This is a genomic window from Sorangium sp. So ce119 (assembly GCF_051524405.1).
GTDB classification, from domain to species: domain Bacteria; phylum Myxococcota_A; class Polyangia; order Polyangiales; family Polyangiaceae; genus Sorangium; species Sorangium cellulosum_G.
The window spans coordinates 6,237,349-6,259,833 of sequence record NZ_CP150310.1 but is presented as its reverse complement, the minus strand read 5'-3'; the positions used below and the strand labels follow the sequence as shown (position 1 = coordinate 6,259,833).

The following is a 22,485-nucleotide window of genomic DNA, read 5'->3' as shown; positions in this document are numbered from 1 at the left end:
GGCGACATTCGCGATGTTGCCAGTGCGGACTACTTTCGCCCTGGAGGTAAGAAGACCATGAGGATATCGAGAACTGCCTTGGTTTGCGCGTCGGCGCTCGCCGTCGCGATGGTCGCCGCTTGCGGCGGTGGCGAGGGCGGGCCGAACCCGGTCAGCACGTCGACGACGAGCGGCACCGGCGGTGGGGGCGACGGCGGCGGCGGCGACGGCGGCGGCGGCAGCGGCGGCGACGGCGGCGGCGGCAACGGCCCTGACTGCGCCGCCCCGGTGGAGATCGCCGAGTCGATCGACGCGGACACGACGTGGAGCGCTGATAACTGCTATCTCATGAAGGGCACCCTCTTCGTCGAGGACGGCGCCACCCTCACCATCGAGCCTGGCACGACCATCATGGGTGACAAGGAGAGCCTCGCGACGCTCGTCGTGAAGCCCGGCGCGATGATCGACGCCAAGGGCACCGCCGACAAGCCCATCGTGTTCACGAGCCAGAGCCCGAAGGGCGAGCGCTCCGCGGGCGACTGGGGCGGTGTCATGCTGCTCGGCAACGCCCCCATCAACGTTCCTGGTGGCAGGGCGGAGGTCGAGGGGATCGTCGGCGTCGAGTACGGCGGTGACGTGGCGGACGACAGCAGCGGTGTCCTCCAGTACGTCCGCATCGAGTTCAGCGGGATCCTGCTCTCTCAGGACAACGAGGTGAACGGCCTCACGCTGGCCGGCGTGGGCTCCGGGACGACGGTCGATCACGTGATGGTGCACCACACGCTCGACGACTGCTTCGAGTTCTTCGGCGGCACCGTCAACGCGAGGCACCTCCTCTGCGCGCAGAACGGCGACGACGGCTTCGACTGGGACCTCGGCTACGCCGGGAAGCTCCAGTTCCTCGCGCTCCAGCAGGATCCCACGGTCGCCGACGAGACGAACGGCTTCGAGGGCGACAACGACGCGGAGGGATCCGAGAACACGCCGGTCAGCGAGCCGACGATCTACAACGTGACCCTGTGCGGCAAGGACAAGGACGTCGACAAGCAGCAGTACGGCATGCTGCTCCGCCGCGGCACCAAGGCCCATATCTTCAACACGATCGTGACCGGCTTCGAGGCGGGCCTGGATCTCAGGAACGAAGGGACCGAGGTCGAGCTCGCGAGCTCCATCATCTCGGGCAACGTCAACGCGGAGGCGAACATCGCTTACGAGGAGACCGACGTGAACGAGTCCACCGAGTCGACGCTCGACGACGACGACGACGGCGGCGCGGACGAGGTCGCGTGGTTCGAAGGCGAGGAGACCAACAGCGTCGAGGATCCGGAGCTCGCCGACTGCTTCGCGGCCACGCCGGACTTCCGCCCGGCAGCCACGCTCACCGAGAACGCTGCGACCCCGCCCGACGACGGCTTCTTCGACGCCGAGGCGACCTATATCGGCGCCTTCAAGGCCGATGACACCTGGGCGACGGGCGCCTGGGTCTCGTTCGACGCCGAGTGAGGCCGCGCCGTCCGCCCCATCTCACACGGTCGCTCGGGGCGGACCGGACCCGCTTCACGCAAAATGGCGAAGGCCGGCTCTTCAGCCGGCCTTCATCGTCTCCAGCATCGCGGCTCCGCCGCAGACGCTCAGCGCACCCGCGGCGTGAATCCGGACACGTGGCTCCGGTGCTCGCCGCACACGCCGCGCGCGTCCGGGCTGTCCTTGAATGACACCCTCCCGCACACCTCACAGATGCAGAGGTGTGCGCGATAGAACTCGCGATCGAGCAGGATGTCGGCAGCGAGCAAGCTGAGCACAATGTCACCGAGGAAGTCGATCTCGCGGGGCGAGGCGACCCAGACGGGACGGCCGCCGACCGCGGCCCGGCGGACCCTGCCGCCGTAGATCGCCGCGTTCAGGAACCGATCGTCGGCGACGGGCGCGATGAGCCCCCTCAGCGCCGTGATGACGCGGCCGCGGGCCTTGTAGATCAGCTCCTCGAGGTTGCTGCCGCCGTCGGCGCGCGGATCGAGCATCACGGGCGTCGCGCCGGGCTCGCGCACGATCTGCGGGCGCTTCATCAGGCCCGGGGTCACGAGGTGGTCGACGAACCAGTCCTGAAGATCCTTGATCGTCCACTCGGACGCCGGCCATTCCAGGAACTCGAGCGCGCCGCGCAGGCCGGTGATGCTCTGGAGGCCGGGGTGGGTGGGGAAGCTCGGCAGGGTGCGGGATGCGTGCAGGCGCCGGGGTGATCGGCGACCAGCCTCGTCGATGTTGCGGCCGGAACCCATGTTCACCTCGAGGGCAGACCCCCGGTCCCGATGGATGCGAGCTCGTGCAGAGGCCACCATACCGAGGAAACAAGCACAACTTGTGCCGAAGCTGGCGAACGGGGCGAGCGGGATTTTCCGGGACTTGTACCCCCGGAAACCAGGGGCGTCGCGTAAGTGGCCGGCCACTGGCCGGCCAGGTTCTTGAACGGGTAAGATAGCTCCTGATGGACCACTCCACTGTCCGCGTCTCGGTTCCCCCCGAGCCCTCGGTTGCCGAGCCAGTTCCCGGCATCGTGCTGATTTTCTCGGGGAATCAGCCACGATGCGCGCCGATCCCGCTGGACGGCGGCGCCGTCGTGCTGGGCCGCGGGGGCGTGGGCGGCGTGCCCCTCATGGACGACTCGCTCATGTCGCGGCGGCACGCCCGCATCGCGTACGACGGGGCCGCGTGGACCGTGGAGGACCTCGGCAGCACCAACGGCACCTCGGTCAACGGCGAGCCCATCCGTGGCGAGGTCCGGCGGGAGGCGATCCAGGTCGTCGGCGCGGGGACGTCGGTGTTCCTCGCGCTGCCGGACATCCGGTGCTTCGCGCGCGGGGGCGTGCGCATCGAGAAGGAGAGCGTCCTCGGGCCCAGGCTACAGCAGACCTACGACACCATCGTGCGCGCGGCGGCCGCGGGCGACAGCCTCCTCGTGACGGGCGAGAGCGGCACGGGCAAGGAGCTCGCGGCGCGCGCCTACCACGAGGCGGGGCCGCAGGCGCGCGGCCCGTTCGTGGCCGTCAACTGCGCGGCCATCCCGGAGGGGCTCGCCGAGCGGCTCCTGTTCGGCGCCCGCCGCGGCGCCTACTCCGGCGCGACGCACGACACCGAGGGCTACGTGCAGGCCGCCCACGGGGGCACGCTCTTCCTCGACGAGGTGGCGGAGCTCGACGCGGCGGTCCAGGCGAAGCTGCTGCGCACGATCGACACGCGGCAGGTGCTCGAGCTCGGCGCCGTCGCGCCTCACCCGGTGCAGATCCGGATCTGCGCAGCGACGCACGACCTGCGCGCCCGCGTCGCCCAGGGCCGCTTCCGTGACGACCTCTACTACCGCATTGGTCGTCCCGAGGTCCGGCTCCCGCCGCTCCGCGAGCGGGTCGAGGAGATCCCCTGGCTTCTCGCGCAATGCGCGAAGGCGGTCGGAGCGACGTTGCACGGCGCGCCGCCGACGATTCACCATTCGCTGATCATCGCGTGCGCGCTGCGCCGCTGGCCAGGGAATCTGCGCGAGTTCGTGGGCGAGGCGCGGCGCGCGGTGACGCGCGCGCTCGACGAGGGGCGCCACGCGGTCGAGGCCAAGGATCTGGACCCGCTCGCGGGCGTCGGGCTGGGCCCGGAGGCGCTCGACGCGCACGCCCGGCAGACAGCGAGCGATCTTCGGCCGGCGCCGGCGCGCGCGAGTCAGGCGCCGCCTGAAGATGAGATCGCCGAGGCGCTTCGCCTCGAGCGAGGCAATGTGTCTCGCGCGGCCAGCAGGCTCGGCGTGCACAGGAATCGAATTCGACGCTGGCTGGAGAAGAATGGCGTGGATCGCTCGCATTTCGCCGAAGGAGGCGAGCTGCCCGATAACGACTGAGCCGCGCCCGCCGACGTATGCACAGGCACAGGAGCGGGTCAATGTCGGCGCCGCCTCGCGGACAGCGGTTGCCCGCCTCGCCGCGGTCCGATGACGACGTCACGCCAGGCGTAGGCGGCTGAGCCCGACAGGGCGGCCGTTCCATACATTGCCTCCGGCGAGCGCTGAGTCCCTCCACGGCATTGGAGCTCGACGTGACGGCGCGCTCTCTCGGCGACGACGAGCCCGGTCGTCGCAGGGTTGCCTTCATCCGGCGACGCGGCGCCGGCGCGATTCGACCGTACAGCCATGTACAAGGTCTTTACAGACCCCGTTATGCAGGATGTAATATGGTGTGTAAGCCCCGTCCCCGGCGACGGTGCTGTCACGACCACGGTCAAGTCAACGCGTCCGGCGCGCGCGGCGCGCCAGGTCGAAGCGCGCGCTGCGCCATCGCGACGCGCCATCAAGAGAGCTGCGGTGATGTGCCCGGTATGCTGTGCCTCGCGCTCGGTCCGTGTGTTCGAGTCCACGCGCGCGTCGCGCGGCCGGTGTGTTCGAGTCGGCGCGCGCGACACGCGCGGCCCGCGTGCTCGAGACCGCGCGTGTCGCGCGGCGGGGGATATCCACCTGCGTCGGGGCCGCGGCGCCCTCGTCGGACGCCCACGCGCGCCTACGTCTGCCGCCAGGAGGCTCGCGTGGCGCGAGGGACACGAGGAAGGCAGCGCCACGCAACATGACCATCTTGGGCTTGACCAAGCGGGCGGCTTCATCGATGAACAAGTACAGGGAGTTGCTTGTCGGGCCCTCGTGCGAGCTCCATCCGATCGCGTCACGGGCGGTCGCCGCGCTTCGCGGCCTCGCCGCGTGCGCTCTGAAGCGGAGCGCCTGCTCCCCTGCTCGCCGTCGGGCTCTCCCGCAGCGACGTCAGCGAACATTGAAACCCCCGGCTCCTGCGAGGTGGTCGACCTCATGCGTTCGCGCTTGAAATCGGCTGATCGCGGAGAGCCCAGCCAGGACGGCGGGCCTCCTGGCTGAACAGCCCTGGACACCATGACCGCGATCCGTAGATACGCATCGTCCGAAGAGGCGCCTGTCGGCCCGGGAGCGCACGTCGAGGGGCCCGCGAGCGGCGCCGCCTCGGCACCCGGGGCGGGGCAGCAGCCGAGCTCGGGAACCCGGCAGACGCACTCCCGACGCCGGCCGTTCCTGAGCCGCCTCCTGGCGGCGGGCGAGGCGATCGACGTGGGAGACCGCGAGCGCGCGCGGGCCCTCGTGGAGGGCATCCTGCGGGCAGAGCCCGATACGGGGGATGCCTCGGAGCGCATCTCGGGTGTGTTCGGCCGGGCGCTGCTCGCCCGCCTGGACGGAGATCGCTCCGGCGACGGCAACCTGTACCTGCGCAGCGCCGGCCCGCGGGACATGCTCGCGGCGTTTCAGCTCCTCGTGCACGCGACGCCGCTCATCCGGTTCGGCTACCTCAGCGCCAACGCGGCCATCGTCGAGGCGTTCCAGGGGGAGGATGAGGTCCATGTCATCGACATCGGCGTCGGTGGCGGGACGCAGTGGCCCTTCCTGCTACATCGGCTGGCGTCGCGGCCGGGCGGCCCGCCGCGGGTCCGCCTCACCGGGATCGACCTGCCGTGCCGGGGCCCTGATCCCGAGCAGCGGCTGCGCTGGGCGGGCGCGTTCATCGGGGGCTGGGCGGAGCGGCTGAACGTCCCCTTCGAGTTCCACGGCGTCGCTTCCTCGGTGGAGCGCGTCGACTGGGCCCGTATCGCGGCGCGCTCCGCGGCGCCGATCGCCGTGAACGCCGCCTTCGCATTGCACCACGTGCCCGACGCGTCGGTGCACCCCACCGCGAACCGCGACACCATTCTCACCAGGATCCGCGCGCTGTCGCCGCGCGTGCTGACGCTGGTCGAGCCGGACGTGGAGCACAACGCGCTCCAGTTCCTCCCGCGGCTGTCCGAGGCGATCGGCCATTACTATGCGGTATTCCAGGCGCTCGAGGCGCTGCTCCCGCCGCATATCGCCGCGCGCGAGACCATCGAGCAGGTCTTCTTCGGGCAGGAGGTGATGAACGTGGTGGTGGGGGAGGGGGCGGCGCGGGTCGAGCGGCACGAGCGCCGGGGCGCCTGGCAGCGCCGCCTCCGCATGAACGGCTTCGAGCCGCTGCGCGTCTCGCCGCACGAGCCGCTGGTGCGCGGAGGGCTCCGCCTGAACCAGGGGTTCGACGTCCGGTCGGACGAGCCGGCGCTCCTGCTCATGCGCAACGGGGTGTCCATCGTGGCCGCGTCGGCGTGGCGGCCGCGGCAGGTCCCGCCGCCTTCGCGGTTCATCTCCGGGCTGTTCCGCCGGGCCGGCTGAGCGCTCCCCTGCCGAGAAACGCAGGCGATGCGAGCGGCGCGGGCCCTCAAGGCCTCAGGCTTGCGAGCGCCGCCCAGAGCATCAGCGCGCCGATCGCGACGGCCGCAAGGACGAGCCACGAGGCGCGGCGCCTGCGCGAGAGCATGGCGCCTGCGCCCGGCAGGAGCTCCGGCGTGCGACCGACAAGGCCCTCGGCCTCGGGCGCGACGTCGCGCGGAGGGAGCGGGCTCAGGCCATGAGTCCTGACCATATCGAAGAGCACAGAGCCGCGCGCCTGCGCCCGCGCGAGCCGCTCCAGCATCTCACGACGGCAATGGAGACAGAACATCGACGCATCGACCTCGACGTCATCGAGGCCGAGCTCCCGTAGCTTCTGCTGCTCCCAGCTCTCCCTTGCTTGCCGGGCCTCGCGCAGATCGTCCGCTCGACGGCCGTGGTGGTGTGGGCTGTCCTTGGCGCTCATCGCTGCTCCTGATCCCTGCCGCAACGTGCGACTCCTACCAGGATCTATTCCTGTTGGCTGCGTGAAATTCTCCTGCGGCGCGCGCCGAGGGGCCTCCCGCATCCCGGCGCGCAGAGCCGAGCAGGCGCCTTCCGATGAGAGGCCTGCGGCTCCTCGCGGCTGTTCGGGTTTGCTCACAGGACTTACGGCTGCCGGGGAATTTCGTCACGAAGACACGGAGGTTCTCTGCGTCTGGTTCGATTGTTTCATGTCACGACGTCGTACCCAGCGATCTGGGGCGGCGTCCGTTCCCCTGGGCGCTGGGCAACTCCGTCGTTCTGCGGACGCGTGCGTGGATGCACGGCGTGCATGACATGTCGCTGCCGTGCTGCACGGAACTCATGGCGTGGTGGCGCGAGAGAGGACGGGCGAGCACATGGGCCGGAGGTTCTCGCGGGAAGATAGAAATGAAGGAGACCTGCCTGTCGACGAGGTGAAGAACACAGGGACGGCGTCGAGCGACAGCCGACCTCGCCGAGGGCGAAGGGCGCGCCGCGCTGGTCTCCGTGCCCAGGTCCAGGCTGCCGGAGAGCCGCGGCCCGAGCTCAGCGCGTGACGAGCACCTTGAGGGCGCCTGGCGCCGCCGCGGCCTGCAGCGCCTCCGCGGCGCGCTCGAGCGGGAGCCGTGCAGACACAAGGGAGCGGACGTCGATGCTGCGGTCCTCGAGGGCGCGCAGCGCCGGCTCGAACAGCCCGCAGCGAGACCCGACGACCGTGATCTCGTGCACGACGAGCTCGGCGAGGTGGACGCTGGAGAGCCCGGCCACCGTGCTCTTCAGCACGAGCGTGCCGCGCGGCCGGGTCGCGCGGACCGCCCTCGCGAACCCCTCGGCCGTGCCCGTGGCCTCGACCACGAGCTCGGCCGGCTCGCCTGCCCACGCGCCCCGGCGAGACGCCGCGCCGGCGTCCGCCTCGCCCGTGGCCTCGGGGCGAAGGACCTCGGTCGCGACGCCCCGCGCGCACAGCAAGGCGAGCTTCTCCTCGTGCTTGCCGACCGCGAGGACGCGGGCGCCCGCCTGCTGGAGCACCTGCGCGATCAGCAGGCCGAGCTTCCCGTCCCCGAACACGAGCGCCGACGTGCCCGGCGCCACGCGCACCTGCTCCAGGATCGCGAACGCCGCTGCGAGCGGCTCCGTGAACACCGCCTCCTCGTCGTCCACGCGGTCGTCGACCGCGTGGAGGTTCGCGACGGGCACGGCGACGCGCTCCGCCAGCGCGCCGTCCGCGCCGACGATGCCCATCACCGTGCGCGCCGCGCAGTGCCGCCCCAGCCCGCGCGCGCAGGTGCCGCAGCGGCCGCACGCGAAGTTGATCTCCCCCACCACGCGGCGACCCCGCCACGCGGCAGGCCCGTCCACGACGTCGCCGACGAACTCGTGCCCGAGCGTGCCCCGGAAGCCCATGTACCCCCGGACAATCTCGAGATCCGTGTTGCAGATGCCCGCGCACCGCACCTCGACCACGGCCATGCCGGCCGTGGTCGAGGGGGGCTCGCGGTCGACGACGCGCGCGACCGTGCCGTCCCAGACCAGCGCGCGCACGGGCGAGCTCTAGCTCGCCGCCAGCGCCAGCCGGCGCCTCGCCGGTTGCATCAGGTACGCGTCGACCGCGTCCGCGGCCTTGCGCCCCTCCGCGATCGCCCAGACGACGAGGCTCTGGCCGCGCGACATGTCGCCCGCGGCGAAGATGCCCTCCACGCTCGTGCGCCCGCCCGGGGCCTTCACGTTGCCGCGCTGGTCCATCTCCACGCCGAGCTGCTCGATCAGGCCCTCGCGCTCGGAGCCGACGAAGCCCATCGCGAGCAGGACGAGCTCGCACGGGATCTCGAAGTCGCTCCCCGGGACGGGCACGAACTTCCCGCCCTCCAGGCTCACCCGCGTCGCCTTGAGCGCGCGGACGTGCCCGCGCTCGTCCCCGAGGAACGCCGTCGTCGAGACCGACCAGTCCCGCTCGCCGCCCTCCTCGTGCGAGGACGACGTGCGGAGGATGAGCGGCCACGCCGGCCACGGGTTCGTCAGGGAGCGCTGCTCCGGCGGGCGCGGCAGGAGCTCGAGCTGCGTGACGTGCGCGGCGCGGTGGCGGTGGCTCGTGCCGAGGCAGTCCGAGCCGGTGTCGCCGCCGCCGATGACGACCACGCGCTTGCCCGTCGCGAGGATCGCCTCGCTGTCGGGGATCACGTCGCCGGCGACCCGCTTGTTCTGCTGGGTCAGGAAATCCATCGCGAAATGGACGCCCTTCAGCTCCCGGCCCGGCACCGGCAGGTCGCGCGGCCGGCGCGCCCCGCCGCAGAGCACGATGGCCTCGTACTGCTCGCGCAGCGCGTCGCCGGTGATGTCGACCCCGCAGTTCACGCCCGTGCGGAAGGTCACCCCCTCGGCCTGCATCTGCTCCATGCGCCGGTCGATGAGGTGCTTCTCCATCTTGAAGTCGGGGATGCCGTACCGGAGCAGGCCGCCGATGCGATCGTCGCGCTCGAACAGGGTCACGTCGTGCCCCTTGCGCGCGAGCTGCTGCGCGGCCGCGAGGCCGGCGGGCCCCGACCCGATCACCGCGACCTTCTTGCCCGTGCGCTGCTTCGCGACGACCGGCACGATCAGGTTCCGCTCGAACGCGCGATCGGCGACGCCGCGCTCGACGTTCTTGATCGTGACCGGCGTTCCCTCGATGTTCAGCACGCACGCCGCCTCGCACGGCGCCGGGCACACGCGCCCGGTGAACTCGGGGAAGTTGTTCGTCGCGTCGAGCGCCGCGATCGCCTCGGGGAGGCGCTCGCGGAACATGTGATCGTTCCAGTCGGGGATCAGGTTCCCGAGCGGGCAGCCGTCGTGACAGAACGGGATGCCGCAGTCCATGCACCGCGCTGCCTGATCGCGCAGCTCGGTGTCAGGGATCGGGAGCTCGAACTCCTGCCAGTCGTTCAAACGCTCGGAGACGGGCCGCTTCTTGATGTCGACCCGCTGGATCTCGAGGAAGCCTCGTACCTTACCCATGGGCGGCCGACCTCTCTCCCGTGCTCGCGGGACCCGCGTTGGCGGGGATGTAACGTCCAGTGGAAACGTAGGGGGTGGAGGGTGAAAGGAGCGACACGATCCCGCTGGTCGCGTCCGCCCCGTTGGTCGCGGGCGCGGAAGCGGCCTCGAGGGCGCGCCGGTACTCGCTCGGGACGACCTTCACGAACTTCGGCAGGACGGCCTGCCAGGAGTCGAGCAGCTCGGTCGCCTTGCGGCTGCCCGTCCGCCGCACGTGCTCCTCGAGCAGCGCCCGCACCGACTCGGCGTCGGCCGCGGTCATCGTCTCGAGCGCCACCATCTCCTTGTTGCAGCGCGCCTCGAACAGCGCGTCCTCGTCGAAGACGTAGGCGAGCCCGCCGCTCATGCCGGCGCCGAAGTTGCGGCCGGTGGTGCCGAGGATGATCACGGTGCCGCCCGTCATGTACTCGCAGCCGTGGTCGCCCACGCCCTCGACGACGGTGGTGGCCCCGCTGTTCCGGACCGCGAAGCGCTCGCCGGCGCGGCCGTTGAAGAACGCGCGGCCGCCCGTCGCGCCGTAGAGCACGACGTTGCCGACGATGACCTGATCGTCCGCCTTGAACGGCGCCTCGCGCGGCGGGCGCACCGCCACAACGCCGCCCGAGAGGCCCTTGCCGACGTAGTCGTTCGCGTCGCCCTCGAGCTCGATCGTCATGCCGCGCGAGGCGAAGGCGCCGAAGCTCTGGCCGGCGCTGCCGGCGCACTTCACCACGATGCTGTCCTCGGGCAGCCCGGCGCCGCCGTGGCGGCGCGCGATCTCGCCGCTCAGCATGGCGCCGAGCGTCCGATCCGAGTTCCGCACGCGGGTCTCGATGACGACCGGGGGGCCGCCGTCGATGGTCGCGCGCGCCTGCTCGATCAGCTTGAGATCGAGCACCCGATCGATCTTGTGATCCTGCAGCTCGACGCAGTGGGTCGGGCTCGTGAGGGCCTCCTTCGGGCGGTAGAGCACCTCGGAGCAGTCGATCTTCCTCGCCTTCGCGTGGAGCCCGGTGCGCCGCTGCACGATGCAGTCGGAGCGCCCGACCATCTCGGTCAGCGTGCGGAAGCCCAGGCTCGCCATGATCTGCCGGAGCTCCTCCGCCACGTAGAAGAAGAAGTTGATGACGTGCTCCGGCGCACCCGTGAACTTCTTGCGGAGCTCCGGGTCCTGCGTGGCGATGCCGACCGGGCAGGTGTTGAGGTGGCACTTGCGCATCATGATGCAGCCCGTCGCGACGAGCGGCGCCGTGGAGAAGCCGAACTCCTCGGCGCCGAGCAGGGCGGCGAACGCCACGTCCCGGCCGGTCATCAGCTTGCCGTCGGTCTGCACGATGGCGCGGCCGCGGAGCCCGTTCATCACGAGCACCTGGTGCGCCTCGGCCAGCCCGAGCTCCCACGGCACGCCCGCGTGGTGGATCGACGTGAGCGGGGAGGCGCCGGTGCCGCCCGAGTCGCCGCTGATCAGCACGACGTCGGCGTGCGCCTTGACGACGCCCGCGGCGATGGTGCCGACGCCGGCCTCGGCGACGAGCTTCACGCTGATGCGCGCCTTCGAGTTGATGTTCTTCAGGTCGAAGATGAGCTGCGCGAGGTCCTCGATCGAGTAGATGTCGTGGTGCGGCGGCGGCGAGATCAGCGTCACGCCGGGCGTGGAGTGGCGCACCTTCGCGATCACCGCGTCGACCTTGTGGCCCGGGAGCTGGCCGCCCTCGCCGGGCTTGGCCCCCTGCGCCATCTTGATCTGCAGCTCGTCGGCGTTGACGAGGTACTCGGCGGTGACGCCGAACCGCCCCGAGGCGACCTGCTTCACCGAGCTCCGCTTCGAGTCGCCGTTCGAGAGCCGGAGGAAGCGCGACGGGTCCTCGCCGCCCTCGCCCGTGTTCGACCGCGCGCCGATGCGGTTCATCGCGATGGCGAGCGTCTCGTGCGCCTCCGCCGAGATGCTCCCGAAGGACATCGCGCCGGTGGCGAAGCGCTTGACCAGCGAGGCGGCGGGCTCGACCTCCTCGATCGGCACCGGCGGGCCCGCGGGCCTGAAGTCCCACAGGCCGCGGAGCGACATCGGGTGCTCCTGCTGCTCGTTGATGACGGCCGCGTACTCGCCGTAGCTCTTCGCGTCGTTGAGGCGGACCGCCCGCTGGAGCGTCGAGATCGACTGCGGCGTCCAGAGGTGCCGCTCGCCGAACACGCGGAAGTGGTGGTGGCCGCCGACGTCGAGGTGCGCGCGCGCCCGCTCGCCGTACGCCGCCTGGTGGCGCGCGAGCGTCTCCTCGGCGATCTCGCGCAGCCCGACGCCGCGGACGCGCGACGCCGTGCCGGTGAAGTACGCGTCGATGATGATCTGATCGATGCCGATCGCCTCGAAGATCTGCGCGCCCTGGTAGCTGGAGAGCGCGCTGATCCCCATCTTCGACATGATCTTCAGGATGCCCTTCTTGAGCGCCTTCACGTACCGCGAGCTCGCCGCGGACGGCGAGAGGTCGCCGAGGGTCCTGTCGCGGCACATCGCCGCGATCGACTCGAACGCCATGTACGGGTTCACCGCGCCCGCGCCGTAGCCGATGAGCAGCGCCATGTGGCCGACCTCGCGCGCCTCGCCGGTCTCCACGATGATGCCGGCGCGCGTGCGCGTCCCCTCGTTGATGAGGTGGTGGTGCACGGCGCCCATCGCGAGCAGGCTCGGGATCGGGGCGAGCGTCTCGTCGATGCCGCGGTCGCTGAGGATGAGGATGCTCGCGCCGTCGGCGATCGCGCGGCTCGCGTCCTTGCACAGCTTCGCGAGCGCGGTGCGCAGGTTGTCCTCCGGGTCACCGTCGACCGGGAAGTACATCGGCAGGGTCGCCGCCCGGAAGTCGGGGAAGACGTTCTTGCGCAGCTTGGACAGATCGTCCTGCGTGAGGATCGGGTGCGGCAGCTCGAGCATCCGACACTGGCGGGGCGTCTCCTCGAGGAGGTTGCCCTCGCCGCCGACGCAGCTCACGAGCGACATCACGATCTCCTCGCGGAGCGGGTCGACCGGCGGGTTCGTGACCTGGGCGAAGAGCTGCTTGAAGTAGCGGAAGAGGAGCTGGGGCTTCTCGGAGAGGACGGCGAGCGGGATGTCGATGCCCATCGACCCCACCGGCTCCTCGCCGAGCGTGGCCATGGACGCGAGGATCATCCGCAGGTCCTCCTCGGTGTAGCCGAAGGCCTGCTGCAGGGTCCGCAGCTCCGCGTGCGGGACGGTGTAGAGGCTCGGCACGTCCTCGAGGGCGCGCAGGTCGATCTTGTTCTCGGCGACCCACGCCGCGTACGGCTTCTGCGTCGCGACGCGGCGCTTGATCTCGTCGTCGCTGACGACGCGGCCCTCGCTCGTGTCGACGAGGAACATCTTGCCCGGCTGGAGGCGCCCCTTCTGGATGACGCGCGCCGGCTCGATGTCGAGCACGCCGAACTCGCTCGCGAGCACGACGAGCCCGTCGCTCGTCACGACGTACTTCGCGGGGCGCAGCCCGTTGCGGTCGAGCGTCGCGCCGATCAGCCGCCCGTCGGTGAAGCACAGCGCCGCGGGGCCGTCCCACGGCTCGATCAGGCAGCCGTGGTACTCGTAGAAGGCCTTCTTCTCGGCCGACATGTCCGGGTCGAGCGCCCAGGCCTCGGGCACGAGCATCATCATCACGTGCGGGAGCGACCGGCCGCTCGCGAGCAGGAAGTCGACGACGTTGTCGAGCGCGGACGAGTCGGACCCGCCGGGGCGGATGATCGGCTTGAAGTCCTCGATCGCGTTCGCGAACACATCGCTCTTGAGCAGCGCCTCGCGGGCGCTCATCCACGCGGTGTTGCCGCGGACGGTGTTGATCTCGCCGTTGTGCGCGATGACCCGGTACGGGTGCGCGCGCTCCCACGTGGGGAAGGTGTTCGTGGAGAAGCGCGAGTGCACCATCGCGAGCCGCGACACGGTGCGCTTGTCGGAGAGGTCGGGGTAGAACGCCGAGACCTGCTCCGCGAGCATCAGGCCCTTGTAGACGACGGTGCGCGACGAGCAGGAGGCGATGTAGAAGTCGTCGGCGTGCGCCGTGCGGCCGGCGCGCTTGCGGATCGCATAGAGGACCTGCTCGAAGGACTGGCGAGGCGCGACCCTGCCGATGAAGAGCTGGCGGATCGCGGGGCGCGAGTCGCGCGCGACGGGGCCGATGGCCGCGTCGTCGATGGGGACGTCGCGCCAGCCGAGGACGCGCTGGCCGTGGTGCACGACGGCGGCCTCGAGGATCGCCTCGCACTGGCGGCGGCGGGCCGGGCTCTGCGAGAAGAACACCGTCGCGACCGCGTAGTCGCCAGGAGCAGGCAGCGCGATGCCCAGGGCCGCGAGGGACGCGGCGAACAGCTCGTGCGGGATCTGGAGGAGGACGCCCGCGCCGTCGCCGGTGCAGGGGTCGCAGCCAGCGGCGCCGCGGTGGGTTAGATTTTCGAGGATCTCGAGCGCTTGGCAAACGACCTCGTGCGTCGCTTCACGGCGGAGCGTGGCGACGAATCCGAGACCGCATGCGTCGTGTTCGAAAGCCGGATCGTAAAGACCTTGTCGTTGGGGCAGAGGCATGGTGCTGACTTCACACGCGCGTAGCACAGGTGGCACAAGGATTGGAGCCCTAGTTAATGCGCCGCGCCAGCTCCGGAGGAATCAGGCGTAAATCGGGCGTAAATTGAGCTTGGCTCGGGCGGCGCGGTCCCCCTCTCCGGGGCCGGACGGGGGGAGGGCGGCGGCGCTCGGCAGTGGACGCCCGTCGTCGCCCGTGGTCTGTGGGTGGGGCTGGCCGGCCTGCTGGCTCGTCCGCCGGCGACGTGTCATTAGGATGAAGCTCTTCGCACTCAGTGATCTCCACGTCGGCTATGCGGAGAACCGGTGGGCCCTCGAGCGCGTCACGCCGCGGCCGAGCGACTGGCTCATCCTCGCTGGGGACCTCGGGGAGACGGAGCAGCACCTGCTCTACGTGCTCGACACGCTGGGCCCGCGGTTCAAGCAGCTCGTGTGGGCGCCGGGCAACCACGAGCTCTATACGATGCCGAGTGAGCGCGGCGGGCCGCGCGGGCAGGCTCGGTACGATCGGCTGGTCGAGCTGTGCCGGAGCCGCGGCGTGATTACGCCGGAGGACCCCTACGTGGTTTGGGACGGCGAGGGCGGGCCGCACGTCCTCGCGCCGATGTTCCTGCTCTATGACTACAGCTTCCGGCCGGCCGACGTGCCCGAGCGCGACGCGGTGGCGTGGGCGGTGGAGAGCGGCATCCTCTGCAGGGACGAGGAGCTGCTCGACCCGGCCCCGCACGAGAGCCGGCCGGCGTGGTGCCGGGCACGCCTCGCGCAGACGGAGCCTCGACTCGCCGCGATCGGAGGGCGCCCCACGGTGCTCATCAACCACTTCCCGCTGCGCGAGGAGCTCGTGCGCTTGCGGCACATCCCGCGCTTCTCGATCTGGTGCGGGACGCGGCGCACGCACGATTGGCACACGCGGTTCAGCGCGCGCGTGGTCGTGTCGGGCCACCTCCACATCCCGCGCACCGACTGGATCGATGGTGTTCGTTTCGAGGAGGTATCGTTTGGTTATCCGCGCCAGCGCCCCATCGACCGCACCGCCGACAGTTGCCTGAGGGAGATCCTGCCGGGGCCGGCGGCCGCGGCGCAGCCGGGGGCGTAGATGCTCGAGATCGGTCCTGGCGCCGCGCACCTCTGGTACGTCTTCTCCGACGCGGTCCGCGACGAGGCCCTGCTCGCGGCGTACCACCGGCTGATGGCGCCGGACGAGGCGACCCAGCAGGCGCGCTTCCTGTTCGCCGACAACCGGCACGAGTACCTGCTGACGCGGGCGCTCGTGCGCACGGTCCTCTCGAAGTACGCGGACGTCGCGCCCGAGGCGTGGACGTTCGTCCGGAACGAATTTGGCCGGCCCGCGATCGCGGGTCCGCCGGGCGTGCCGCCGCTCCGGTTCAACCTGTCGAACACGCAGGGGCTCATCGCCTGCCTGGTGGCGCTGGACCGCGACGTGGGGGTCGACGTCGAGGACACCGAGCGCGCGAGCAGCGCGACGGAGATCGCCGACCGGTTCTTCTCGCCCGCCGAGGTGCGCGCGCTGCGCGCGCAGCCGCCGGAGCGGCAGCGGGCGCGCTTCTTCGAGTACTGGACGCTCAAGGAGTCGTACATCAAGGCGCGCGGGATGGGGCTCGCGATCCCGCTCGACCGCTTCTCGTTCCACCTCGACGACGGCCCGACGATCGGCATCTCGTTCGATCCGCGGCTCGACGACGACCGCGCGGCCTGGCAGTTCGCGCTCTACCGGCCGTCGGCGCGGCACATGATGGCCGTCGCCCTCCGCCGGGGGAGCGACCCGCCGCTGTCGATCGAGCTGAGGGAGACGGTGCCGCTGCGCGACCGGGGATGAGCCGCGGCGGGCGTCGCCCAGCGTGAGGCGCGCGGCCTCGACGTGCGCTCGCTGTCAGCGCCGCGCGCCGCGCACGGCTCGCCGTCAGTCCGGCCGCTCGATCGAGAGCTCGACGTTGCGCCACGAGGGATCGCCGCTGCCGTCGCGGCCGAAGCCGGATGTTACGTCCACGACGGCGCGACGGCGTCCCTCGGCGGCGACCGGGTCGTCGTCGACGGCGTAGTCGAGGGCGACGCCGCGGATGGCGAGGAAGCCGTTGTCCTCGTCCCAGATCTCGATCACGCGGACCTGGTGCGGGTAGTCGGAGAGCGCGGAGGTCTCGACCTCCCAGTAGGCGTGCCCGCCGCTCGGCCTCACCTCCGTGACGCGGTGCACGTGCGTGTGGCCGGCGAGGTGGAGCAGCACGTTGTCGTAGCCGCCCACGAACGCCTGCCATGCGTCGGGGGTGAGCGCGCCGGGCACGGTGGGCGCGCCCGTCCCCGCGAACGAGCCGTCGCCGAGCAGGCGCGACGCGTGGTGGGAGGCGAGGATGACCCACCTGCCGTCGTGCTGCGCTCGGTCGAGCGCCGGTCGGATGAACCGATCGACGTCGTCCTGGACGATCACGCCGCCCGGCCCGCCTGTCTCGGCGGCCGTGTCGAGCACGACGACGCGCAGGGGCGTGTCCTTCACGTCGAACGCGTAGAACGCCTTGCCGTACGCGCGCGTGTCCGGCCCGATCCCGTGACCGTCGCCGGACGCCGCGAGCTGATCGAGCAGGGCGGGCCGGCTCAGGAAGGCCCTCTGCGGGTCGGGGATGACCTCGCCGGTGACCACCGGGCCGCCGGGGAGCGACCAGTCGCGCGTCCCGCCGTCCGACGTGCTCCCGATCGCGAGCTCGGCGCGGGTGTCCACCGGGAAGTTCCCCTGGTGCAGGACGTCGTGGTTGCCGGTCACCCAGCGCCACGGCACGAGCAGCCCCTCGGCGAAGAACGGGTCCTTGGGATCGTTGCCCGGGCCCTGCACCGGATCGTCGTCGGCGCCCGAGTCGCACTCGACGCGCTCGGCGCCGTCGAGGATGGCCGTGAACCACGAGATCTCGTTCGTCTGCGCGCTGTCGGCGTTGTCGCCGCCGAGCAGGACGAAGTCGACCGGCGTGCTCCGGTGGAGCGCGTTGATCGTGCGGACGGCGGCGTTGAGGATCCGGCACTCGTGCCCTTCCTGCGGGCGGAACGCCGACGCGAAGGGGCCGGGCCCGTCGAAGATCGCGAGGCGGGCGGGCGACTCGTCGTCGGCGAGCTGGGTGTCCGCGAGGTGGACGAAGCGCGTGAGGAGCTTCGGCCGCGGGCCCCGCGGCGGCGGCACGGCGTCCTCGAGCGTGGCCGGCGCGAGCGGCTGCCCCGGCCCGACCTCGACCTCGCCGTAGCCCTCCGCGAGCAGCGCCTCGATCACCGCCGGCACCGCGGGGTTCCTCTCCGGCGGATCGAGCACCGCGGAGCGCGGCATCAAGGTGCGATCGGTCGTCAGCGGCGGCGCGCCGCGGAGCGCCGGCAGCGGCTCCGGCGCAGCGAGGGGCGCGGGCGCGACGGACTCCTCCGACGCGCAGGCCGCGAGCGCAAGGAAGAAGAACGCCGCGGGGCGGCCCCGGCGCGCGCGCGGGATCAGCGGCCTGCCGTGCTCTGCCGCGCCGGCGCCCACAGCTCGTGTCTGGCTCATCGCTTCCTTACATGACAACACGACAGCGCCTGATCAACCTGATCGAGAAATGTTCATCCTGGCGGTAAGAGCGTTGTCGACAGCGGGCGTCGATCGAGGGCACGAGGGGAGTCCCGAGCGGGCGTGGTGCATCTCACGTCATGCGGCAGGACGTCGCAGGGCGTCCTGCGGATGCGCACGAGCGGGCTGAGCCATGGTAGGGCGATGTCGCGGCCCTCGCGCCGGCGGCTGCTAGGATGCGGCGCGTCGGGGCTCCGGGCTCCCTCTCGAGGTCATCCATGGTCCTTTCGCGATTCCTGGGCTGCGCGCTCGCGGCGGCGACGCTGGCGAGCTGCGGCGAGCCCGATCCCATCATCGAGACCCGTTATGATGCGTACGAGGGGGACGCCTATCCGAACCGGCGCCCCGGCATCGAGATCCCCGAGGGGGGAATGGGGGTGGTGAGCGATAGCCTCTCTGACACGATCTCCCTCGTCTCGCTCGCGACGGGGGAGCGGTTCGGCGTTCACCCCGTGGGACGCGATCCCGTGACGATCGACGGGCCTCATCACGTGGCCGTGGACCCCTCGGGGGACGCCGTGTATGTCGCGCTGTCGTATCCTGCCCTCGCGGGCACGATCGGCCCCCACGCGACCCACGGCGAGAGCGTGATGTCAGGCTATGTCCAGAAGCTCGCGCTCGACGACATGCGCGTCCTCGGGCAGGTGCGCGTCGAGACCAACCCGGGTGATCTCGTGATCTCCGAGGACGGCAGCCGCCTCGTCGTCTCTCATTTCGATCTCAAGCGCGTGATCGACAATCCCGGCGACATCGAGGCGCAGCGCTCGTCTCTCGCGGTGATCGATCCCCGGAAGATCCTCCTCTCGGGTTCTGCCGAGCCGGTGCTCATCCCGGTCTGCAGGGCCGCCCACGGGATCGTCCTCTCGCGCCCGGACGCCGCGCGCGCCTACGTCGCTTGCTATAGCGAGGACGTCCTCGCGATCGTCGACCTGACGGACCCCACCGCCGAGGTGAAGCGCGTGCCCGTGGGGCCGAGCCCGTCCCGCAGCCCCGACCCGTCCTACGGGCCTTACGCCGCCGCGATGTCGCCCGATCAGAAGACCATCGCCGTGAGCAACACGAAGAGCAGGGACGTGCGCTTCTTCGATGTCGCGTCGGAGACGTTCGACGATTCCCTGACGATGCCCTTCTTCGGCGCGCCCTACTTCGTCGCGTGGACCCCCGACGGGAGCCGCATCTACGTGCCGACGCAGGTGCCCGACGCGATCGCGCTGGTCGGCGTGGATCCGGAGCACAGCGACGCCATCTCCCGGCAGCTCTCCGGGGAATGCTTCAGGCCGCACCTCGCGGACCTCGACGAGGAGAACGGGCTCTTCGTCGTCTGCGAGGGGGATCAGACCACCACCCCGGGCCGGGTGCTCCGGCTCGACCCGGAGACGCTGGAGACGCGCAGCGACACCCAGGTGGGCCTCTATCCCGACGCCTTCGCGCGCGTCGCGGCGGAGGCGCCGTGAGGGCGCCCGGAGGCCTCGCGGCCGCGCTCGCCTGCGCGGCGCTCGTCGGCGGCGTCTGCGGATGTCCGGGCGATCCCGAGACGAAGATCGTCGACGCGACCGCCGTCGAGCACGGCGCGGCGCTCTTCCGCGACCCGTCCATCGCCGAGACGAGCTTCAACCGTTATTCCTGCGCGACCTGTCATGAAGCCATCCCCGGCGACGCGGGGGACGCCATGCTCCCCGGCGCCCCGCTCGCCGGCGCCGTGAATCGTCCACATTACTGGGGCGGGCAGGAGGTCGATCTCCTCGCCGCGATCAACCATTGCCTCTATTACTTCATGACGAAGGACCTGCCCTGGACCGCCGACGACGAGGCCGCCCAGGCCATGTACGCCTACCTGGAGTCGCTGCCCGGCGACGGCGCGGCGGCCGAGGCCGCCCCCTTCACGCCGGTCTTCGCGCTGGGCCAGCCGCCGCCCGGGGACCCGAAGAAGGGCGAGCTCATCCACGAGCGCGCCTGCGCCTCGTGTCACGGCCGCGCTCGCTCGGGGGAGGGGAGGCTCGTCGCGCGCGCTCCGGCGCTGCCAGACCAGACGCTCGACGAGCACCCGCTCGGCGAGTACACGGAGGCCGACCGGCTGCTGGTCTTCGTCGAGAAGGTCCGGCACGGCGGGTTCCTCGGCTACGGCGGGCAGATGCCGCCTTTCTCTCTCGAGGTCCTCTCCGAAGAGGAGTTCGGTGATCTCCTCTCGTTCTACGAGCTGCCCTGACACGCCGTGAAGCGCGCCGACAAAGCCGCGAGGATCGGCGAGGTCCTCGATCGCTTGTACCCGCAGCCCGCCATTCCGCTCGTCCACGAGGATCCGTATTCGCTGCTCGTCGCGGTGATGCTCAGCGCCCAGACGACGGACAAGATGGTCAACGCGGTCACGCCGGCGCTCCTCGCGCGCGCCCGGACGGCCGCGGAGATGGCGGAGGTGCCCGTCGAGGAGATCGCCCGGCTCATCCGGACGGTCGGGCTCGCGCCCACCAAGGCGAAGAACCTGAAGGCGCTGAGCGAGCGGATCGCGCGCGAGCACGGCGGCGTCGTCCCCGCCTCGTTCGAGGCCCTGGAGGCGCTGCCGGGGGTCGGCCACAAGACGGCCTCGGTGGTCATGGCCCAGGCCTTCGGCCACCCCGCCTTCCCCGTCGATACCCACATTCACCGGCTCGCGTTCCGCTGGGGGCTGTCGTCCGGAAAGAACGTGGTCGAGACGGAGCGCGACCTCAAGCGCACGTTCCCCCCGGAGCAGTGGAACAAGCTCCACCTGCAGCTCATCTACTTCGGCCGCGAGCACTGCCCGGCGCTGCGCCACGACCTGGCGAGTTGCCCCATCTGTAGCTGGGCCGCGCGCCGACGGCGCTGAGCGCGGCGCCCCGGCGGCCCAGCGGCCGGCCGGCGCACGCCGCGGCTGGCACACGCACCCCGCCCTCGGGAAGGGCGCCAGGCTATCCGGAGCGCCGGTGGCCGTCAAGCAGGGCGCACCGCGCCGGCGAGGTCAGGAACGCGGGCGCGAGCGCGTTCCGCCGGCCGTTCGCCGCGCCGCGGCGTCGCCCGTTTCGCGCGCGCTCCGGTGCGGATCCTCGTCGCCGCGGGCGTGCGGTTCGAGTAAGGCATCCCGGTGGCAAAGATGGGATTTGAGATCATCGGGACGGGGCACTACGTGCCCGGCGAACCAGTCACCAACGACGACCTCGCGCGGGTAATCACGACCTCCGACGAGTGGATCTACCAGCGCTCCGGCATTCGCCAGCGGCATTACGCGCCGGACGGCGTGGGGGTGAGCGACCTGGCGTGCGAGGCGGCGAAGCGCGCCATCGAGTCCGCCCGCATTTCACCGTCGGAGATCGACTACATCCTCTTTGCCACGATGACGCCGGACTACATCTTCCCCGGCTCGGGGGCGCTGCTCGGCGCCAAGCTGGGGATTCCCGGCGTCCCGGCGCTCGACATCCGGCAGCAGTGCGCCGCCATGCTGTTCGGCCTCCAGACGGTCGACGGGCTCATCCAGACCGGGGCCGCGAAGACCGTCCTGTTCGTGGGCGCGGAGGCGCACGCCGGCTTCATGCCCTGGGAGGACTGGGGAGCGCTCGACCCGAAGAACGGCAGGTCCGCGACGCCGGAGGCGCGGGAGCGCGCCGACCGCCACCGGAACCTCGCGGTCCTGTTCGGGGACGGGTCCGGCGCGCTCGTGCTCCGCGCGACCGACCGGGACGCGGGGCTTCGCGCCAACAAGATCTGCTCCGACGGGCGCTTCGCCGAGCTCCTCTTCGTTCCGGGCGGCGGCTTCCGCTCGCGCCCCTACTGGAAGCAGGGGTCGTTCGAGGACGACGCGCACATCCCCCGCATGGACGGCCGCGAGCTCTTCAAGTTCGCGGTGACCAAGCTCCCGGCGACCGCGCGGGAGCTCTGTGCCTCCCAGGGCGTCACGATCGACGACATCGACGTGTTCCTGGCGCACCAGGCGAACGGCCGCATCAACGAGCACATCCGCAAGGATCTCGGCGTGCCCGTCGAGAAGCTCCCGAGCAACATCGACCGGTTCGGCAACACGAGCGGCGCGACGGTGCCCATCCTCCTCGACGAGGAGATGCGCGCTGGCAGGGTGAAGAAGGGGCAGCTCGCCATGGTCCTCGCGCTCGGCACCGGCGTGCACTGGGGCTGCGCGCTCTGGAAGCTGTGAGCGGCTGAGCTTCCGCACGCGCGCCGCCGGCCTGACCCAGCTGCTGAGTCCGGCGCCGATCACGCTCTGCCACCGGACCGGGCCAGTAAGGTGGAAGCCGTGGAAGCCGTGGAAGCCGTGGAAGGCGCAAGGCCGCACGATTTTCCACGGGAACCGCCAGTGGCGGATTGCACGTGCCGTAGCCTTTGTTACCTTTCATCCACCGCCCGCAGCGAACCCGCGTCCGCAGCGCCGTCGACCTGACGCCGGCCTGCGCGGCGCCTCTCCGGCAGATCCGGCCAACACGCGCAGCGGTGACACGAGCAGCGGTCGTAGGAGCGCGCGCCCGCGCCGCCCAGCACGCGGCGCTGCGCAGTGAACCGCCGAACACCGCGTGAGCGGCTGTGCTCGGATGTCGTTTCATCTCGTTCTTGTGCGCACGATTCCCGGCCCTTCATGCC

The 22,485-nt window shown here is 71.2% G+C and carries 15 protein-coding genes; 9 read left to right on the top strand and 6 right to left on the bottom strand.

The features are described 5' to 3' along the window. Window positions 1-78: 78 nt before the first annotated feature. Window positions 79-1,482, top strand: a complete 1,404-nt coding sequence (locus WME76_RS23645; protein ID WP_437954548.1) for a T9SS C-terminal target domain-containing protein — start codon at window positions 79-81, stop codon at window positions 1,480-1,482. A 128-nt stretch (window positions 1,483-1,610) separates the two neighbouring features. Here WME76_RS23645 and WME76_RS23640 read toward each other — a convergent pair whose 3' ends face one another. Beyond that, window positions 1,611-2,258, bottom strand: a complete 648-nt coding sequence (locus WME76_RS23640) for a hypothetical protein (RefSeq protein ID WP_061617161.1) — start codon at window positions 2,256-2,258, stop codon at window positions 1,611-1,613. A gap of 206 nt (window positions 2,259-2,464) precedes the next feature. Here WME76_RS23640 and WME76_RS23635 point away from each other — a divergent pair, with 206 nt between their 5' ends. Next, window positions 2,465-3,859: a sigma 54-interacting transcriptional regulator gene (locus tag WME76_RS23635; RefSeq protein ID WP_437954547.1), complete on the top strand. Its 1,395-nt coding sequence runs from the start codon at window positions 2,465-2,467 to the stop codon at window positions 3,857-3,859. A 1,032-nt stretch (window positions 3,860-4,891) separates the two neighbouring features. Then, a complete protein-coding gene (locus tag WME76_RS23630) occupies window positions 4,892-6,208 on the top strand; it encodes a GRAS family protein (protein ID WP_437954546.1) in 1,317 nt (438 codons plus the stop codon). Between the two features lie 46 nt (window positions 6,209-6,254). On the opposite strand, the gene WME76_RS23625 is transcribed toward WME76_RS23630, so the two are convergent. The 4 genes from WME76_RS23625 to gltB all read right to left on the bottom strand — a co-directional run bounded on the left by WME76_RS23625 (window position 6,255) and on the right by gltB (window position 14,297). Further along, window positions 6,255-6,671: a hypothetical protein gene (locus WME76_RS23625; protein WP_437954545.1), complete on the bottom strand. Its 417-nt coding sequence runs from the start codon at window positions 6,669-6,671 to the stop codon at window positions 6,255-6,257. Window positions 6,672-7,255: 584 nt separating this feature from the next. After that, window positions 7,256-8,251 (bottom strand): MDR/zinc-dependent alcohol dehydrogenase-like family protein, encoded by a 996-nt coding sequence (locus WME76_RS23620; RefSeq protein ID WP_437954544.1) that lies wholly within the window; start codon window positions 8,249-8,251, stop codon window positions 7,256-7,258. Window positions 8,252-8,260: 9 nt separating this feature from the next. Then, complete coding sequence (locus tag WME76_RS23615) at window positions 8,261-9,700, bottom strand: glutamate synthase subunit beta (RefSeq protein ID WP_437954543.1); 1,440 nt, start codon at window positions 9,698-9,700, stop codon at window positions 8,261-8,263. Then, window positions 9,693-14,297: a glutamate synthase large subunit gene (gene gltB, locus WME76_RS23610; protein WP_437954542.1), complete on the bottom strand. Its 4,605-nt coding sequence runs from the start codon at window positions 14,295-14,297 to the stop codon at window positions 9,693-9,695. Before gltB ends, WME76_RS23615 begins: the two co-directional genes overlap by 8 nt. Window positions 14,298-14,550: 253 nt before the next feature. Between gltB and WME76_RS23605 the strand changes: the two genes are divergently transcribed. Together WME76_RS23605 and WME76_RS23600 are read left to right on the top strand one after the other, a co-directional pair. Beyond that, window positions 14,551-15,390 (top strand): metallophosphoesterase family protein, encoded by an 840-nt coding sequence (locus WME76_RS23605; protein WP_437954541.1) that lies wholly within the window; start codon window positions 14,551-14,553, stop codon window positions 15,388-15,390. Continuing rightward, a complete protein-coding gene (locus WME76_RS23600; RefSeq protein ID WP_437954540.1) occupies window positions 15,391-16,131 on the top strand; it encodes a 4'-phosphopantetheinyl transferase family protein in 741 nt (246 codons plus the stop codon). It abuts the gene before it with no gap. An 84-nt stretch (window positions 16,132-16,215) separates the two neighbouring features. On the opposite strand, the gene WME76_RS23595 is transcribed toward WME76_RS23600, so the two are convergent. Continuing rightward, window positions 16,216-17,826 carry a metallophosphoesterase gene (locus WME76_RS23595; protein ID WP_437954539.1) on the bottom strand — a complete coding sequence of 537 codons (1,611 nt, stop codon included), beginning with the start codon at window positions 17,824-17,826 and terminating at the stop codon, window positions 16,216-16,218. 278 nt (window positions 17,827-18,104) lie between these two features. On the opposite strand from WME76_RS23595, the gene WME76_RS23590 reads away from it, so the two are divergent. The 4 genes from WME76_RS23590 (at window position 18,105) to WME76_RS23575 (ending at window position 22,045) form a co-directional block, all read left to right on the top strand. After that, window positions 18,105-19,340 carry a YncE family protein gene (locus WME76_RS23590; protein WP_437954538.1) on the top strand — a complete coding sequence of 412 codons (1,236 nt, stop codon included), beginning with the start codon at window positions 18,105-18,107 and terminating at the stop codon, window positions 19,338-19,340. Then, window positions 19,337-20,092: a c-type cytochrome gene (locus WME76_RS23585; protein WP_437954537.1), complete on the top strand. Its 756-nt coding sequence runs from the start codon at window positions 19,337-19,339 to the stop codon at window positions 20,090-20,092. Before WME76_RS23590 ends, WME76_RS23585 begins: the two co-directional genes overlap by 4 nt. 6 nt (window positions 20,093-20,098) lie before the next feature. Next, on the top strand, window positions 20,099-20,728 hold the full coding sequence (gene nth, locus WME76_RS23580; RefSeq protein ID WP_437954536.1) for an endonuclease III: 630 nt from the start codon (window positions 20,099-20,101) through the stop codon (window positions 20,726-20,728). 264 nt (window positions 20,729-20,992) lie between these two features. Next, window positions 20,993-22,045: a 3-oxoacyl-ACP synthase III family protein gene (locus tag WME76_RS23575; protein ID WP_437292363.1), complete on the top strand. Its 1,053-nt coding sequence runs from the start codon at window positions 20,993-20,995 to the stop codon at window positions 22,043-22,045. The last annotated feature ends 440 nt before the right edge of the window (window positions 22,046-22,485 follow it).

Excerpts from the sequence above, each read along its gene's own strand:
- WME76_RS23635 (WP_437954547.1), top strand. The coding sequence starts at position 2,465 with ATGGACCACTCCACTGTCCGCGTCTCGGTTCCCCCCGAGCCCTCGGTT.
- WME76_RS23630 (WP_437954546.1), top strand. The coding sequence starts at position 4,892 with ATGACCGCGATCCGTAGATACGCATCGTCCGAAGAGGCGCCTGTCGGC.
- WME76_RS23640 (WP_061617161.1), bottom strand. The coding sequence starts at position 2,258 with ATGGGTTCCGGCCGCAACATCGACGAGGCTGGTCGCCGATCACCCCGG.
- WME76_RS23615 (WP_437954543.1), bottom strand. The coding sequence starts at position 9,700 with ATGGGTAAGGTACGAGGCTTCCTCGAGATCCAGCGGGTCGACATCAAG.
- gltB (WP_437954542.1), bottom strand. The coding sequence starts at position 14,297 with ATGCCTCTGCCCCAACGACAAGGTCTTTACGATCCGGCTTTCGAACAC.
- WME76_RS23575 (WP_437292363.1), top strand. The coding sequence starts at position 20,993 with ATGGGATTTGAGATCATCGGGACGGGGCACTACGTGCCCGGCGAACCA.
- WME76_RS23625 (WP_437954545.1), bottom strand. The coding sequence starts at position 6,671 with ATGAGCGCCAAGGACAGCCCACACCACCACGGCCGTCGAGCGGACGAT.
- WME76_RS23600 (WP_437954540.1), top strand. The coding sequence starts at position 15,391 with ATGCTCGAGATCGGTCCTGGCGCCGCGCACCTCTGGTACGTCTTCTCC.
- WME76_RS23590 (WP_437954538.1), top strand. The coding sequence starts at position 18,105 with ATGGTCCTTTCGCGATTCCTGGGCTGCGCGCTCGCGGCGGCGACGCTG.
- WME76_RS23605 (WP_437954541.1), top strand. The coding sequence starts at position 14,551 with ATGAAGCTCTTCGCACTCAGTGATCTCCACGTCGGCTATGCGGAGAAC.
- WME76_RS23595 (WP_437954539.1), bottom strand. The coding sequence starts at position 17,826 with ATGAGCCAGACACGAGCTGTGGGCGCCGGCGCGGCAGAGCACGGCAGG.